General features: G+C 47.5%; 16 protein-coding genes. 1 reads left to right on the plus strand and 15 read right to left on the minus strand.

Going from position 1 to position 16749, the window contains the following annotated elements; all coding sequences use genetic code 11:
• Positions 1 to 96: 96 nt before the first annotated feature.
• The 14 genes from ACESON_RS00055 to ACESON_RS00120 form a co-directional block, all read right to left on the minus strand.
• Positions 97 to 735 carry a precorrin-8X methylmutase gene (locus ACESON_RS00055; protein WP_373107824.1) on the minus strand — a complete coding sequence of 213 codons (639 nt, stop codon included), beginning with the start codon at positions 733 to 735 and terminating at the stop codon, positions 97 to 99.
• Positions 732 to 2324 (minus strand): cobyric acid synthase, encoded by a 1593-nt coding sequence (locus ACESON_RS00060; protein WP_373107825.1) that lies wholly within the window; start codon positions 2322 to 2324, stop codon positions 732 to 734. The genes ACESON_RS00055 and ACESON_RS00060 overlap by 4 nt, the downstream gene beginning before the upstream one ends.
• A 20-nt stretch (positions 2325 to 2344) precedes the next feature.
• Positions 2345 to 3157, minus strand: coding sequence for a precorrin-4 C(11)-methyltransferase (cobM, locus tag ACESON_RS00065; RefSeq protein WP_373107828.1), 813 nt, complete (start codon positions 3155 to 3157; stop codon positions 2345 to 2347).
• A gap of 113 nt (positions 3158 to 3270) precedes the next feature.
• Positions 3271 to 4350, minus strand: a complete 1080-nt coding sequence (gene cobT / locus ACESON_RS00070) for a nicotinate-nucleotide--dimethylbenzimidazole phosphoribosyltransferase (RefSeq protein WP_177959970.1) — start codon at positions 4348 to 4350, stop codon at positions 3271 to 3273.
• A gap of 15 nt (positions 4351 to 4365) precedes the next feature.
• Positions 4366 to 5115, minus strand: a complete 750-nt coding sequence (gene cobJ / locus ACESON_RS00075) for a precorrin-3B C(17)-methyltransferase (RefSeq protein WP_373107829.1) — start codon at positions 5113 to 5115, stop codon at positions 4366 to 4368.
• Entirely contained in the window at positions 5090 to 5866 is a 777-nt protein-coding gene (gene cobI, locus ACESON_RS00080) for a precorrin-2 C(20)-methyltransferase (protein WP_373107831.1), read from the minus strand. The genes cobJ and cobI overlap by 26 nt, the downstream gene beginning before the upstream one ends.
• Positions 5867 to 6043: 177 nt before the next feature.
• Entirely contained in the window at positions 6044 to 6568 is a 525-nt protein-coding gene (locus ACESON_RS00085) for an adenine phosphoribosyltransferase (RefSeq protein ID WP_177959982.1), read from the minus strand.
• 38 nt (positions 6569 to 6606) lie between these two features.
• Positions 6607 to 7893, minus strand: coding sequence for a glycoside hydrolase family 10 protein (locus tag ACESON_RS00090; RefSeq protein WP_373107834.1), 1287 nt, complete (start codon positions 7891 to 7893; stop codon positions 6607 to 6609).
• Positions 7894 to 8039: 146 nt separating this feature from the next.
• Complete coding sequence (locus tag ACESON_RS00095; RefSeq protein WP_177959967.1) at positions 8040 to 9059, minus strand: substrate-binding domain-containing protein; 1020 nt, start codon at positions 9057 to 9059, stop codon at positions 8040 to 8042.
• Positions 9060 to 9139: 80 nt separating this feature from the next.
• Positions 9140 to 10705 (minus strand): glycoside hydrolase family 28 protein, encoded by a 1566-nt coding sequence (locus tag ACESON_RS00100; protein WP_373107836.1) that lies wholly within the window; start codon positions 10703 to 10705, stop codon positions 9140 to 9142.
• Positions 10706 to 10792: 87 nt separating this feature from the next.
• Complete coding sequence (locus ACESON_RS00105) at positions 10793 to 11644, minus strand: ABC transporter permease subunit (RefSeq protein ID WP_177959965.1); 852 nt, start codon at positions 11642 to 11644, stop codon at positions 10793 to 10795.
• Between the two features lie 5 nt (positions 11645 to 11649).
• Positions 11650 to 12549, minus strand: coding sequence for an ABC transporter permease subunit (locus ACESON_RS00110; protein ID WP_177959964.1), 900 nt, complete (start codon positions 12547 to 12549; stop codon positions 11650 to 11652).
• 14 nt (positions 12550 to 12563) lie between these two features.
• Entirely contained in the window at positions 12564 to 12884 is a 321-nt protein-coding gene (locus ACESON_RS00115) for a hypothetical protein (RefSeq protein WP_373107838.1), read from the minus strand.
• A 116-nt stretch (positions 12885 to 13000) separates the two neighbouring features.
• The gene (locus tag ACESON_RS00120; protein ID WP_373107840.1) at positions 13001 to 14365 is read right to left on the minus strand and encodes an ABC transporter substrate-binding protein; all 1365 of its coding nucleotides are present in this window, start codon (positions 14363 to 14365) and stop codon (positions 13001 to 13003) included.
• Between the two features lie 353 nt (positions 14366 to 14718).
• On the opposite strand from ACESON_RS00120, the gene ACESON_RS00125 reads away from it, so the two are divergent.
• Complete coding sequence (locus ACESON_RS00125; RefSeq protein ID WP_177959961.1) at positions 14719 to 15852, plus strand: glycoside hydrolase family 88 protein; 1134 nt, start codon at positions 14719 to 14721, stop codon at positions 15850 to 15852.
• 116 nt (positions 15853 to 15968) lie between these two features.
• Here the strand turns inward: ACESON_RS00125 and ACESON_RS00130 are convergent, their stop codons facing one another.
• Positions 15969 to 16481 carry a nitroreductase family protein gene (locus tag ACESON_RS00130; RefSeq protein WP_177959960.1) on the minus strand — a complete coding sequence of 171 codons (513 nt, stop codon included), beginning with the start codon at positions 16479 to 16481 and terminating at the stop codon, positions 15969 to 15971.
• Positions 16482 to 16749 lie beyond the last annotated feature (268 nt).

The raw sequence follows: 16749 nt of genomic DNA on the forward strand, positions 1-16749 counted from the left end.
CCACCTTTTTATACGCATAGTTATTGAATCATTATAATTATTTTTGTCGAAAAAAGCAAGAAAAAAAAGGTTTTTCGCAAACTTCCTTCCCCTTTGTCAGCCTCTGGTCAGCTGATACATCAGGGCATTGCAGACAGCTGCCGCAATATTGCTTCCCCCTTTGCGCCCTTTTGCCACAATACAGGGTGCCGGATCTGCCGCAATCAGCTCCTTCGATTCTACTACATTTACGAAGCCTACCGGAACTGCAATAATAAAATCCGGATGAATGCTTCCCTCTTCCATCATTTCATGAAGACGGATCAGAGCCGTGGGGGCATTTCCAATGGCGAATACTAAAGGGCCTGTAAGCCTTGCTGCATATTCCATGCTGACAAGAGCTCTTGTTACCTCCCGTTTCTTTGCCTCCTCTGCTACCTTCGGATCTGCCATAAAGCATACTGCATGGCCGTCCAGCGTTTCCAGGGCTCGTTTATTAATGCCTGATGCCGCCATATTCGTATCTGTCACAATGATAAATCCGCCCTTTCTGAAGATTTCCAGAGCTTTTTCTACAGCATGATCAGAAAAATACAGATTTTCTGCATAATCAAAATCTGCCGAGGTATGAATACACCGCTTCACTACTGCCAGTTCTCCGGGGCTCCAGCTTCCCTGGGGCATTTCTGATTCAATGATTTCCATACTGCGGGCTTCGATCTCCTCTGGCCGAATCCACTGCATTTGTTCTTTCATACTGTCAACTCTCCTTCTGCCTGTTTCGTCTCATCTGTGTTTTTCGCATCCATTCCCATGATTTCATATATCTTCTTCATATCCAGGTTTTCCCGCACCAGCTGGGCCAGCCTGTCATACTGTCTCTCCTTATAAGCCCTGCGGCTTTCCTCTGGGCTACTCCACAGAATTCCCTTTTTCTCTGCCAGGCCAGACAGCAGCTTCCCTGTCCATTCTTCATTATCAAACAGTCCGTGAAGATAGGTTCCAAATACCAGGCCATCCTCCCTGCAAAGGCCGTCTCTTCGTCCGTCCTCCAGAAAAACTGCTGTTTTCGCATGTTTTTCTTCCGAAGAAATCGCTCTGGTAATCCCCATATGAATCTCATAGCCGGAAATCAAGCTTCCCTGCCCTGCTGAAAAAATTCCGCTTCCAGCCTGTATGCGGCCTGTGATCCTTGTTCTTGTTTTTCTGGATGCAAATATGGTTTCTGCATGAAGAAGCCCCATTCCCTTCATAGAGCTTCCGGGTACCCCCTCTGCTCCTTCTGGGTCCTGAAGGCCTTCTCCCAGCATCTGATAACCGCCGCAGATTCCAATCAGAGGAATCTTTTTTTCCTCCACCAGGCGAATCACCTCTTCTTCCAGTCCATTTTCCCTCATCCAGGCCAGATCTGCCATGGTATTTTTCGTTCCTGGAAGAATCAGAAGATCCGGCTGTCCCAGCTGAGAAACACAGCTTACATACCGAAGCCTTGCTCCACTGCCCTGTTCCAGAGGATTAAAATCTGTAAAATTGGAAATATGGGGAAGGTGAATGACTGCAAGATCCAGATACGGCTGCTCATCTCCTGCTTCTGTCTGATATCCCCGTCTCTTCCCCGCATCCAGCCGTTCTGAAAGACTGTCCTCATCATCCAGATCGATCTGCTCCATGGGAATGACTCCTACCACCGGAATCCCCACCTTTTCTTCTATCATATCCAGCCCCGGCTTCAGTATTTCCACATCTCCCCGAAATTTATTAATAATTAATCCACGAATCCGTTTCTGTTCCTGTGGAGAAAGCAGCTTCACAGTTCCGTAAAGAGAGGCAAATACACCGCCCCGGTCAATGTCTCCAACCAGAAGAACCGGAGCATCTGCCATTTCTGCCATTCCCATATTTACAATATCATTTTCTCGAAGATTAATCTCCGCAGGACTTCCGGCACCCTCTAAAACGATTACCTCGTACTGCTCTTCCAAACGGGCAAAGGCGTCTTTGATTACGGGAATCAGCTCCGGCTTTCTCCGGTAGTAATCCATGGCCTTCATATTGCCAAAAACCTCTCCCATAATCACCACCTGGCTTCCCATATGGCTGGTAGGCTTTAACAGAATCGGATTCATCTCTGCTGCAGGCAGAATACCTGCTGCCTCTGCCTGCATGGCCTGGGCTCTGCCGATCTCCAGCCCGTCATCTGTGATATAAGAATTCAACGCCATATTCTGAGACTTAAAAGGCGCTGTCCGATAACCATCCTGATGAAAAATCCGACAAAGCGCTGCTGCCAGAAAGCTTTTTCCTGAATTGGACATGGTTCCCTGAATCATAATTTTTTTTGCCATTTTCCGTCCTCCTGTCCTGTTCAGCGCTCCATACCTGCTTCTCTGTTCTCTGCCTCTTCTTTCTCCGGCTTCCGGCTCTCCTGTATTGCCTTCCGGTAGCCGTGGCTGAAGTTCTCATCATACAGCTTAGAAAGCTCAAACTCACCTCCAAGAAAACGTCCCACTGTGATCATGGCCGTTTTCCGTATCCCTTCCTGACGCACTCGCTCCCCGATGTCCTTTAAGGTTCCGGTCACAATTTTTTCATCCTCCCAGGAAGCCTTATACACCACTGCTGCCGGAGTTGTTTCCGGATATCCGCCTTTGATCAGACGGCTGCTCAGCTCGTCCATCTGTCCTACGCTTAAAAAAATCGCCATCGATGCCTGATGAACTGCCAAGGCTTCTATCTGCTCTTTTTCCGGAACAGGCGTTCTTCCTTCCATTCGGGTAAGAATCACTGTCTGGCTGATTCCCGGAAGGGTATATTCTTTTTTCATGCTTGCTGCTGCTGCCAGAAAAGAGCTGACTCCCGGCACTACATCATAAGAGATTCCAAGCTCATCCAACTGAACCATCTGCTCTCTGTGAGCTCCGTAAATTGCAGGATCCCCTGTATGTACCCGGGCTACAGTTTTCCCCTCCTCTTCTGCCTTCTTCATGACAGCAACCACCTCAGGAAGCGTCATTTGGGCGCTGTTATATATTTCTGCATCTGGTCTGGCCCCTGCCAGAACCTGAGGATTTACCAGAGAGCCGGCATAGATAATCACATCTGCCTCCTCAATCAGCCGTTTTCCCTTCACTGTAATTAAATCCGGATCTCCCGGTCCTGCTCCGATAAAATGTACCATATCCGTCTGCCTTCCTTTCCTGTCTCTCCCAACCCCTGCTTTTCCGGTTTTTCTTGCTTTATCCCTTTTCCGGTTTTTGTACCGCTTCTGGATTTCCTTTTCCCGGACCTTTCTCAGTCTTCAAAGCTTTCGTAAGCCTTGATTTTTATATCTGCAAAGGTACTGTTTTCCTCATAAACTGATGCCGCCATATCTAACAGAGGAAACAGCATCACTGCTCCGGTTCCCTCTCCCAGTGCCAGTTGGCCGTGAATGACCGGCTCAAATCCCAGACGCTCCATGACCAGGCGGCAGGCCGGTTCCTTCCCCAGATGGGAAGGCAGAAGATAATCTGTCACCCCTGGACAAAGCGCCGCTGCCAGAAGGGCTGCCACCGCAGAAATCATCCCGTCCAGAACCACAGGAATCCGGTAAATAGCTCCTCCCAGCAAAAATCCAGTCATAGCTGCGATATCCAGTCCTCCCAAAGCTGACAGAACCTCCAGAGGCTTTTCCCGATCTGGGCCATGCAGGACAATGGCTTTTTGGATCACCTGGATCTTCCGCTCCAGTCCCTCTCCGGAAAGTCCGGCGCCCCGTCCCGTCACTGCTTCCGGCGGCTGTTCCAGCATAACGCTTGCAATGGCGCTGCTGGTTGTGGTATTGCCAATTCCCATTTCTCCCACTGCAAGCAGGTCATAGCCGCTGTCCTTTAACTCCCCTGCCAGAGCAATTCCTGTATGAATCGCCTCCAGAGTCTGTTCCATGGTCATTGCTGGCTCATGCAGCAGGTTCGCCGTCCCGTCTGCAATCCGGCAGTTTCGGATTCCCGTCTCCTGAAGCCGTCCTTTCACTCCCACATCTATCGGAATTACGTCAGCTCCGGCTACTGAAGCCATTCGATTGACGCTTGCAATGCCTCTGGCAATATTTTCCGTTACCACAGCCGTTACCTCACTGCCGGTTTGGGTTACACCCTCAGCTACCACACCGTTATCCGCACAAAAAACCACAACAGCCTTTCGTTCCAGGCACAGCTTCTCACTGCGGACTACTCCTGCGATTTTTACCAGTAAATCCTCCATTCGGCCCAGACCGTCCAGAGGCTTCGCAATTTTGTTCCAGTGCCTTTTTGATGCTTCCATTGCTTCCCTGTCTCCCGGTCTTACCTGGCTGCAGAGACACTCCAGCTGCTTTGCATAATATGATTCCATATCTCACACTCTCCCTCAGATATTCTGATATCCTCTGGGCGTTACCATGCGCCCGTCTATGATCCTTGTCTCGGAATTTCCTATAAAGACCGTTGTAAACATATCTGCCGGATACTCCTCCAGCTCTGACAAGTACATCACCTCTGCACATTCTCCCTCTCTTCCAGCCGATTTCACCACGCCGCAGACTAACTCCTGCCCTGCTTCTTCAAAAATGATCTGGCAGGCCCGTTTCAGATAATCAGAACGCTTTTTGCTGGAAGGATTGTAAAGGCAAATCACAAAATCCGCCGCTGCTGCTGCCCGAAGACGCTTCTCAATCTTCTCCCAGGGCGTCAGCAGATCACTCAGACTGATGACAGCAAAATCATGCATGAGCGGCGCTCCCAGCAGGGCTGCTCCGGCCAGGGCAGCGGTCACTCCGCTGATAACCGTTACCTGACAGTCCGGGTATTCTCTTCCCAGCTCCAGCATCAGACCGGACATCCCGTAGACACCTGCATCTCCGCTGCAGACCATAGCTACCCGCTTTCCCTTCTGTGCCTCCTCAAAGGCCATCCGGCACCGCCTGGTCTCCTGACGCATAGGCGTCGTCATGTACTCCTTATCCGGAAACCGCATTTTCAGAAGATCCACATAAACCGTATAGCCTACAATCGTATCACAGGCCTCCAGCGCCTGCAAAGCCTCTAACGTCATCTTTTCTTCCCGTCCCGGTCCCATTCCGATTACATAAAGCTCATGCTTCATCTGTCTGTACCCCATTTCTTTCCGCCCTGTTTTCCTGCAGCTTCTTTTTTTCCTTTACAAGAATCAGGGAATAGTATCCTTCCTGTCCTGTCACAGCCCCGGCGCCTCTCTGCAGCCGCTGTCCAGGCATTCCGCAGTTTTCTGCCAGAAAAACCTCCTGTCCCTCCTGTTCTGCTGTCTCCAGCTGCTGCCGAAACTGGCTGCTCTGCCTGCTGCTTTTCATAATCACCTTGGTTCCAGACAGGGCCAGACCTGCTTCTACCTGCCCCGGCTTTGCCAGAATATGAAACTGCTCATGTCCCTCTGCCAGTCCTCTTCCAAAAGCCGCAGCTGCAGCACAAAAGGATGGAATTCCGTTAATCAGCTCTGCCTGAAATCCCCGCTTCTGTATCCGGCGGTGAACATGGAGATATGTGGCATACAGAGTCACATCTCCCAGATTCAGAAAGGCTGCCTTCTGCCCCCGGCAAAGCCTCTCTTCCACAAGATTCGCTGCCTGGTCATACGCCTGCTTCAGCTGTTTTCTGTCATGTACCATGGGGATCTCCACACAGACACAGTCCTTCTCCTCCAGCTCCGGCAAAGCCTGAACGGCAATCCCATATGCAGTACTTTCCATTCTGCTTTTTCCTGGTGTAAACACCACATCACATTCTTTTAAAATACGAAGTGCCTTTATGGTCATTAACTCCGGATCCCCTGGTCCTACGCCGATTCCATAAAGAATTCCTTCCTCTGATTTTTCCTGTCTTATTTTATCTGTCATCCTTCTGTCTCCCTATTTTTCTTTTATCAGCAGGCAGACTATCATATTAATGTTTTTCACTTATCATGTCAACCTTGCATTTTGTTTCTGTTATGCGGAGCATTTTTATGTCATAGGAAATTGCCGTCCTATGACATAAGAAAAAGATTCCTGCTTCAAGAACAGGAATCTCTTACTTTATTTTCCCTCATAAATAATAGCGGAATCCACATCATATCCAGACAGATTCTTTCGTCCCTGCAATCCTGCCAGTTCCATAACAAAGCATACCTTCACAACCACGCCGCCCAGCTGCTCTATCAAATCAATAATTGCCTCCACAGTTCCTCCTGTGGCAATCAGATCATCTACAATCACTACCTTCTGTCCTGGTTTAATCGCATCCTTATGAATCTCAATCTCCGCAGAACCATACTCCAAATCGTACTTTGCAGAAATGGTTTCTCTTGGAAGCTTTCCTTTTTTCCGTACCGGAACAAAACTTTTATGCTCTGCATAGGCAACCGGCACTCCAAAAATAAATCCTCTGGATTCCGGACCTACCACTACGTCAAAATCCAGATCCTTTACCATCTCTCTCAGCTTGTCAATCGCCATGTGAAGTCCGTCTGCATCCTGAAGAATGCTGGTAACATCACGGAAAATAATCCCCGGCTCCGGAAAATCCGGGATACTGACAACATACTCTTCCAATCTTTTCATTGTGCTCATTTTCTTTTCCTTCCTGTTTCATTTTATTTTCAGCGAAATACCTGGAGCAGATTCTCCACTTCCTTCTGACATGCCTCCTCCTGGAAGGAGCTGTAGGCATAAAAGCAGAAGCCGGATACCTGTCCCGAGGCTCTTCCTGCCAGCACCTGACGCTTCATAATATCATCATATCTGAGCCATTCCGGCACCTCATTGTTGTCACTGGAGTTCGAGCCGGTCTTATACATGGCAAGACCCAGATACAGCTTTGCCTTCCCCTTCTTTTTCATCTCCAGCCAAGATTTCAGATTGTTTTCAAATGCAAAGGGAGCAGGACTTCCGCTGGAGGTTTTATGCTCAAAGCCCCAGTAAATCTGCGGCATAATGTAGTCAATATACCCTTCCTCAGACATCCATGCGTCTATATCTGTAAACAGTCTGGTATCACTGCGCAGGTGCGCCAGATATCCCTCCGGGCTGATTCCGAACTGGGCTGACGGCCTTGTTTCCTTGACTGTGCTGTAGACACTGCGAATCAGCTTGTTGACATTCTCCCTTCGCCAATCCGCAATGGACAGAGTGCTTCCTGACGCCTCATATTCCGGCTTATCAAACCAGCGGCTGGAATCCTCATCATCTACATCCGGATAAAAATAATCATCAAAATGAATTCCATCTACTGTATACTTCTGGACAATCTCCCGCACTCCGTTTACAATCAGCGCTCTCACCTCTTCCACTGCCGGGTTCAGATAATATGCGCCGTTCTGTTTCAGCACCCAGCGATCATTGGAAGGATCCCCGTCACTTAACCACTGCTTGACAGGACTGTTCTCCGACACCTGTTCCCAGGTGTTGTGATAACCTGTAACACGAAACGGATTGATCCAGGCATGAAACTGAAGTCCCCGCTCATGAGCGGCACGGACAAAATATGCCAGAGGATCATAGCCCGGATCCTGTCCCTGGGTTCCTGTTACAAAACGGGACCAGGGAAAATACTGAGACGGATACATGGCATCTGCATCCGGACGTACATGAACAAATACCGCGTTCATTTTTAATTCTGTACACCGGTCCAGAATCTTATCCACAGCAAGCTGGTAGGATCCCCGTTCGGCAGGAAGCTGTTCCCAGTCCAGATAGGAAACCCAGACTCCTCTCAGTTCATCGGATCGAATCACCAATGCCCCAGGCTGCGCGCCTGTATCCCCGGCTGTGGGAGCAGCCGCAGCCTGCTGCGGCCCGCTCATCACAATCAGAGCGCAGGCCACAAGCAGGCTGCACATTCTTTTCCATAGTTGTCTCTTGTTTTCTTTCGTTTTCTTCGCCCTCATAAAGCCTCTCCTGATTCTGCTTTTCCAAAAATATACATAACTATTCAGGACGGCGGACAAGAAGATACCCCGTCCTGAACAGTTAAAAATTTCCATATATAGCATAGTATAGCAAAACCACTGAAAAAGAACAACTGAAAGAACTCTTAAGATTCTCTGTCTTCCTCTGCCCAGTCCCCACGGATATCCTTCACGGTACTTCGGATAATCAGCTTGTTTTCCAGATAAATACGGCTGTTGTCCACAACACCATCCTCCAGACGCCGCAGAAGAACTCTGGTTCCCTCCTTGGCAATCTCACCCATATTCCGCTCTACCGTTGTGAGCTTCATACTGTTGTACCCAGACAGATCCCAGTTATCAAAGCCAACCAGAGAAACGTCATCCGGAACCTTCAGCCCCGCCTCTACAATAGCTTCTCTCGCTCCAAAGGCCATTTCATCATTAAAACAGAGAATTGCCGTAGGCTTGTGCTGCAAAAGCAGCTTAGCTCCCTGATAGCCGCTGGCGTACCGGTAGGTTCCTCCTACAATAGGGATCTCATCCGGATCCAATCCATGCTTTCGCACCGAGGCCCTCCAGCCCTTGTGACGAAGTCTGGTGGAATCCAGATTCGGCCCTCCTTCGATCACGCATATTTTTCTATGTCCGTTTTCAAGCAGATAATCCATAGCCTTTTCCATGGCCCCTGCCTCATCTGTAGTCACATTGGGCGCATCGGCATACACCGTTCTGCAAATCGTCACCATAGGGATCTTCTTTCCCAGAACCTCATCAATAAATGCCTGATCCTCCGAGCGCTGGCTCAGTACAATAATGCCATCAAAATAACTGGGATTTAAGGTGCCCGGTTCATGCATATCAATACCTTTTACCACCACATTGTATTTGCTTCCCACAACACTGTAAACCCCGGTCAATACATCATGAAGAACAAACGGCGAAGACATTTTACTGATTGTGGAAAAATACAGGCCAATCACATAGGAGCGGGAAAGCTTCAGGTTAATTGCCGCCTGGTTGGGCACATATCCCATTTCATCTGCAATCTCCAAAATCCGCTTTCTTTTTTCTGTGTTTTCGCTTCCGATTCCATTCAAAGCTCTGGACACTGTAGAATAGGACACCCCGGCCTTTTTTGCCACATCCTTAATTGTTACTGCCATTTGCTCTCATCTCCTTGCCTCTGATACCTTTTGCAGATGTTCCGTTTTCCTATAACCACCTGCCGCTTTTTCTTTCTCTCTTATCGAAGAGCGCCCTCCAGCCGATCAATACCGTCCAGAATCATAGCCTCTCCCTCCTGCCCCTCTAAAACCACATCCCGAAGCACAAGGTGGGACACATTTTTTACGAAAATGCCCATTTTTCTGCATTCTCCCTGACCGTCCAGCATAGCCGGCACCCCAGCAGTCGCATTCTCTGCATAAGTAACACGGATATGCTCCATAATCACCTTCTGAATCTTCTTTTCCGGAAGACCATACATATAAACTGCTGCCACATGGCAGTTTTCCGCCTGAATATTGTGGAATACCATTGTCCGGATCTCCGGCGTTCTCTCATCGGCCGGATATGGTTCTCTGCTCTGAACGTATTCCGTATGACCGTCCGGATCACAGAAATAGAAGCAGTTAATTACAAAAGGTGTCATTACATGATCCATTCGGATATTTTCAAACAGAACTCCGTCAATAACAGCGTCTTTTCCTCTTCCTCTTCTTGTCTTAATCCGCAGTCCCCGATCCGTGTGCAGAAACAGGCAGTCGCAAACTGTTAAATTCCTGACTCCGCCTGCCATCTCACTTCCAATCGTAATAGAACCATGTCCATCCCTCATACAGCACTGCCGGATAGTAATATCCTCACAAGGCTGTTTGTGCTTGGAACCCATATATATTTTTCCGGATTTAACGGCAATACAGTCGTCTCCCAGAGAAAAATATACGCCTGCAATCTCTACATCCCTGCAGGATTCCGGATCCAGTCCATCTGTATTGGGGGAATCCTTAGGATTTAAAACGGTCATATCAAGGAATCTGAGATGCTCCGAAAAATAGGGATGGATATTCCAGCTGGGACTGTTCTGTACCCGGATTCCCTGAAAAACAATGTCCTCACAATGGTTGAGGAAAATCATTCTGGGCCGCCATGCCCCCCGCTTTACCTTCGCATCATACCACCAGTTGTCCGGGTCCCCGTTGGCATTTCCCTCAATCACGCCTTCCCCATAGAATACCACATGCTTTACATTTATTCCAGTGATAATTGCAGAAAACATAGACAGAGGATTGCCTTCCCAGGTTCCCAGATTGTACTCTGACTCCTCATCATAGCTCTGAATCAGGCCGGGAAGTACAGGAAAATGGCTCCGATCCGTCTCAGCCGAAAGCACAGCGCCTTTTGCCAGCTCTATTTTCAGATCATCCTTTAAAAACAGACTGGTAATTTTATAGGTTCCCTCCGGAATCAGAACGCGTCCTTCCTTTGGACAGGCCATAATCGCTGCCTGAATAAACAGAGTATCGTTCTGTACGCCATCGCCCTTTGCACCAAAATCCCGCACATTCAGGGTTACAAATTCATGGTCTGTGTGAAGCCTTACAGATGCGCTTTCCTCTCCCTTTCTGACAGTAATCTCGTAATCTGTATCTGGCTTTAATCCGTATACGCTTGTAATAACCCGCTTTGTTTCTCCATAAAACGCACCGTTTACCAGAATCTCCCAGCCTTCCTCCAGTTCAAATATTTCGTTATTCTCAAGCTCCAGGACAGCGTTTCTGGCTGTCTGAAAAATACAACTGATTTTCATTCTGTTTTCCTCTTTTTCATCGTTTTTTCAATCACAAAAGGGAACCCCAAAATGAGATCCCCTCTTTGTAATTCACAAGGTACTTATTTAACCCTTTACGCCGCCTGCTGCAATACCGTCGATGAAAGAGTTCTGTGCGCAGAAGAACACAATCAGAGACGGAATAATTGTAATCAGAGACATGGCAAGAATACGGTTCCACTGGAAGCCTGTATCACCGTCCATAGACATACGCAGGTAAATAGAGTGGGTGTACTTTGTCATGTTGGAAATGTAAATCAACGGTCCCTGGAAGTCGTTGGATGTCCACATAAACTGGAACAGAGCACAGGAAACCAGTGACGGCTTCAGCATGGGAACAATCACATACCACAGGGTTTTAATGGAGTTACATCCATCGATTTTGGCTGCCTCCTCCAGCTCTCTGGGAATACCGCGCAGGAACTGTACCAGCATAAATACGAAATAGGTATCAGCTGCAAACAGAGACGGAATTACCAGCGGAAGGTAGGAATCAGTCCAGCCCCATCCATTGTACATAATGTACTGCGGAGCATTCAGCACTACCTGCGGCAGGAACAGGGTGGAAATCATCAGGGAGAACAGAATACCTTTTCCCTTAAACTCAAACCGTGCAAAGCCGTAAGCAGTAATAGTTGCAGAAACAACAGTAAAAATAACCTTCGGAATAACAATCTTGTAAGTATTGATCATGGATTTCAGCAGGTCAATCTTACCGCCGTAGCTCTTAAATGCATTGTCATATCCGTCAAACACCGGATTCTTAGGCCAGAACCAGGCGCTGGTGAAAATCTCGGAGTTGGTCTTGAAGGTAGCGCCTACCATCCAAATCAGAGGATAAACCATGATAATACCAACAACGATCAGTACGGTATAACGCAGGAATGCGCTGACTTTTGCTCTCTGCTCTCTTGTCATGTTTTCTACCTCCCATCCTCATCTGAATAGTAAACCCATTTTTTCTGGCTGATAAATGCAACTGCAGTAAAGGTCATAACGATAACAAACAGAACCCATGCCTGGGCGCTTGCCATACCCATTTTATGACGAAGGAATGCATTGTTGTAAATCAGCATGGAAATCAGAGTGGTTGCTCCGTTGGGGCCGCCCTTTGTTACCAGATACGGTGCGTTGAACTCCTGGAATGCCTGACACAGCTGAGTAATCAGGTTATAGAAGATAACCGGTGTAATAATCGGAACGGTAATCTTGAAAAACTGAGTCCACTTGCCTGCTCCGTCAATGGAAGCTGCCTCATACAGATCCTGAGAAACACCCTTTAATGCAGCCAGGAAAATAACCATGGCAGAACCAAACTGCCATACACGAAGCAGAATAATTACAAACAGAGCACTGTTGGCACCTGCCATCCAGTTAATCGGCTCCATGCCAAACATTCCAATTACGGTATTGATCAGACCGTCTGTATTAAATACTGCTCTCCACAGAATCGCAATGGCAATGGAACCGCCCAGGATAGAGGGAATATAGTAAGCAGTACGGAAAAAGTTTACTCCCTTTAACTTAAAGTTCAGGATATAAGCAATAAACAATGCAAATGCCAGCTTCAGCGGCACATCGAAAATTGCGTATTTAAATGTTACTGCAAAGGCACGGACAATATCCTCATCCGTAAAGATTTTCTGATAGTTCATCAGTCCTGTCTTTGTAATTCCAGTAAACAAATCGTAGTTTGTAAAACTGTAATACAGAGAAGATGCAAATGGATATACCTTAAATACCAGGAATCCGATCAGCCACGGCACAATAAATAAAAAGCCGATGTTGTCTGTCAAAAACCTGCTGAAGCTTTTTTTCTGCATACGCTGCCTCCTCGTTATTGTACTAATTCTTTTGCCAGCTCCTCATACCTCTCAGCCAGCACCACCTTCTGCCTGCATGCGCTCTCCAGCGCTCTGGCTAAAAGCTGTCTGTCTGCCTCCTGCGGAAAAGCCTTTTTGCAGCCTTCCTCTCTGCAGATTCTTCTAACTCGCTGAAGCTGCCCCTTAAGCAAATCACAAAGGGCCTTATAATGTTCAAATATTTCCTCGGACACCTGAGCGATGGTGTCTGCAAGGCAAACCATCTGTTCCGGGCTTAACTCCCCTAAGCTGCGGAATTCTGCCACGATGTCCGGGTACTTTGCTTTCTCTATCATAAAAACTCATTCCCCTTATATGGGCCGCTGAAAGCTTTTTCAGCGGCCCCTTTATGTTCTGCCAAGATGTCAACTACGATGCTGTTTTTTATCATGTTTCTAATTACGTTTGTTTCTTAGTTGCCCATGCACTCGTTTACGCCGTCCATCAGATCCTGAGCAGCCTTTGCACTGTCAATATCTCCAGAGCTCAGCTTACCAAATACCTTGTAGTATACGCCGTCCGGATTTGCCTTCAGATCGTTGTGCTCAAACTTCGGATCCAGCGGGAACTTGCTGTAGCCCATAACCTTTGCGTTTGCTTCCTTTACAAGAGCATCGCCCAGACCCTTTTCATTCAGCAGAGCAAGACCTGCTGCAGAACAGGGAATACCGCGCTCGGTACCGGAAATCTCAACGCCCTCAGCCTCGTTTAACAGGAAGTTGATCAGCATTGCTGCTTCCTTCGGATGTGCAGAGGTTGCGGATACTGCCAGACCCATGGAAATCTTGGTAAAGCCTCCGTTATTATCGCCCAGCTTTACGAAATCACCAATTACAAATTCCTGACCCGGCTTGTTAGTAGACTCTTCTACTGCCTTCTGGAACTTGTTTGCAGAGGAATCCCACTCGAAGATACCTGCATACTTACCATCAATCCATTTTGCATTCTTATCCAGAGAGTCAGCCATATCGCCCTGAATGGTAGCGATAGTCGGGATTACATGAGCCTCTTCCAGCTGGCAGATAAAGTCCATACCATCCTGAATCTCTTCTGCAGTGTACTGAATCTCATTGTCCTGAACCCACGGCTTGTTGTACTTGGACTCCAGATAGTAAACCAGGAAAATCATGCGGTCGTACTCGCTCAGAGCCAGGGGATAATAATCCTCGTTGAATGCCTTAAATGCAGCACCTGCATCCAGCAGAGACTGGGTATCGGTGGGGATTGCGCATCCAACCTCATCGAAGGTGGTCTTGTTCCAGTAGAACACACGTCCTGTCATAGCTACCGGCACTGCCATCAGCTTGCCGTCTGCCTTACACTGCTCCAGAGCAGCTTCCGGGAACTGGGTCAGATCCAGAACATCTCCGTACTGGCTCAGGTCTGCAAAGTTTGCTCCGTTGTTGGAATAAGCTTCAATCCAGTTCCAGTTGATCTGCATTACGTCAGCAGCATTTCCACCCAGAATATTTAAGGACTGCTTCTCTTCCCAGCCGGTCCATGCGCCGTATTCAGGAGTTACGGTGATGTTGGGGTACTTTGCCATAAATGCTTCGATTGCCTTCTCAGTAGCCTCATGACGGCTGTCACCGCCCCACCAGGAAAAGGTCAGTTCAACCTGCTCGCCGTCTGCGGCTGCGCCTCCTTCAGCCTTGCTCTCTCCTGCTGCCTGGGTTGCTGCCGGTGCATCTGCCTTTCCGCCTCCGCATGCGGTCAGAGACAGTGCTGTAACTGCTGCCAGTGTCAATGCTGTTGCCTGTTTCATGCTCTTTCTCATAAATGTTTTCTCCCTTTCTTTATGATATATTCTTTTTCTTCCGCACCCCTTTTCCCTCCTCCTGATGAGTTGCAAAGGTTTGCAAAATAATCTGAAAATTTATGCATTTCTGCCATTTGTAAGCAATTACAATTCAAGTCCATTAGGCATCCATGCATTCCTTTTGTTGATGTTTTCATTTTAACATGGTTTGTTTCTCGTGTCACTAGACATTATGCTCAATATTGTAAGCGCTTTTTTATGCATTTTCTCCAATTCTTTTCTATCTTGTTTTATGATAAAATAATGATAGCTTGCAAACGTTTGAATTCAGAATCAATCAATTAAAAACTTACAACTAAAGGAGTAAAACTGTGAAAATTCTTGACCGCTACATTGAACAGCTGCTGGAAAAAAGCAGTCCCCAGATGCCTGTCTGGAATATTGAAAAAATCAAAGAAGGAAAGGAGTCTACCTGGAATTACATGGACGGCTGTATGATTAAGGCCATCCTGGAACTGTACCATATTACCAAAAAAGAAGAATATCTGACCTTTGCCGACAATTTTATTGATTATTTTGTAAGTGAGGACGGCTCTATCAAATCCTACGATCCAAATGAACACAATCTGGATCATGTGAATGCCGGAAAAACTCTGTTTGACCTGTATAAGCTGACCGGAAAAGAAAAATACAGAAAGGCGATTGATACGGTATACAGCCAGTTAAAGACACAGCCCCGTACTTCTACCGGCAATTTCTGGCATAAGGCGATTTATCCCAATCAGATCTGGCTGGACGGTCTTTACATGGCCCAGCCCTTCTATATGCAGTATGAGCTTACTTATAATGAGGGAAAAAACTGCCTGGACAGCTTCCAGCAGTTTCTGAATGTCTACAGCCTCATGCGGGATCTGCGCAATGGTCTTTACTACCATGCCTATGACGATTCCCGTGAAAGCTTCTGGTGCGACAAGGTAACTGGCCTGTCCGACAATTTCTGGCTTCGTGCCCTGGGCTGGTATGCCATGGCGCTGATTGATACCATGGAGGTTATGCCGGAAGAGACCTTAGGCGCTGAGAAAAAGGAATTAAACCGGATTTATAAGGAACTGATTGATTCCATGCTTCCTTATCAGGATGAGAAAACCGGTATGTGGTATCAGGTTGTCAACCGCGGCGGCATCCGCCCCAACTATCTGGAAACCTCCGGTTCTGCAATTTTCGCCTATGCGATTATGAAAAGCGTTCGCCTGGGCTTTCTGGAGGAAAACTACTTCCAGTACGGACGAAAGGCCTTTGACGGCATCTGCAGCACTTATCTTTCTGAGGAAAACGGAGAACTGCAGTTAGACGGCATCTGTCTGGTTGCCGGCCTTGGCAATAAAGAAATGAGAGAAGGCACCTTTGACTATTATATGAGGGAGCCGATTGTGAAAAACGAGGCCAAGGGCGTAGCTCCTCTGATTCTGGCCTATATTGAAATTCTGTTCCGCGGAGAGGAATAAATATAACAGTTCAGCCTTGCGGGGATTCAGTCAAATCCCGGTTGGCTGCTTTTCCTACTGAACCTCAAAACGCCGCTGAACTATAAGTTTTGCTTCTGGTTCAGCGGCGCTTTTTCCTACAAAATCTTCACTGCCTCTGCTTTATCCTTTCGAATTCCATGATGGACTGCCGGCTCTGCATCTTCTGCCGGGTATCCCACAGGGAATATGGCAATCAAACCATAGGGTTCCATCTCCGGATACAGATTTTTCAGGCGGGGAGCGTCAAAGTGCCCCACCCAGGTAGTGCCCAAACCCAGATCCTGAATTTCCAGCATCATCTGCGTGGCCACAATGCTGGCATCCACATCTGCAAAATTTCTGCCGTCATACTTCCTTACCCATGCCTCTTCCTCCAGATATCCCACTACAAAAAAAATATCTGCCTCAAATGTAAAGCGGGTCACCTCATAGATTGCTTTCCGGGCCTTTTCAGACTGCATCAGCCATATTTTGTAGGGCTGCTTATTGACTGCCGTAGGCGCGGCAATCCCGGCCTCCATAATTTTTTCCAGCTTCTCCTGCTCTACCTCTTTTCCAGAAAACTTTCTGCAGGAATACCGTTCCTTTGCGAGTGTTAAAAAATCCATAGAATCCTCCTTTATCCTTTTCCTTATATGGTTTCCACCGTTTCACCATGTCTCCATTATACAGAATTCTTTCCGGAAAGTCTTTATCGAATTGTAAAAACTGTAGCCGCTGAGCTGTCACGAAAAATACAAACTTGTCACAGAACTGCTGAAATTTCTCTCAAAATATAGTATACTAATATTCATACGCTTTGTTATTTAAAAGTAACTGTTCAGGACAGCAGCTTCCTGTCTGGATTTGCCATCCTGAATCGTTACGTTCAAAATA

This window comes from Lachnoclostridium sp. Marseille-P6806 (assembly GCF_964238185.1).
Lineage (GTDB): Bacteria > Bacillota > Clostridia > Lachnospirales > Lachnospiraceae > Brotaphodocola.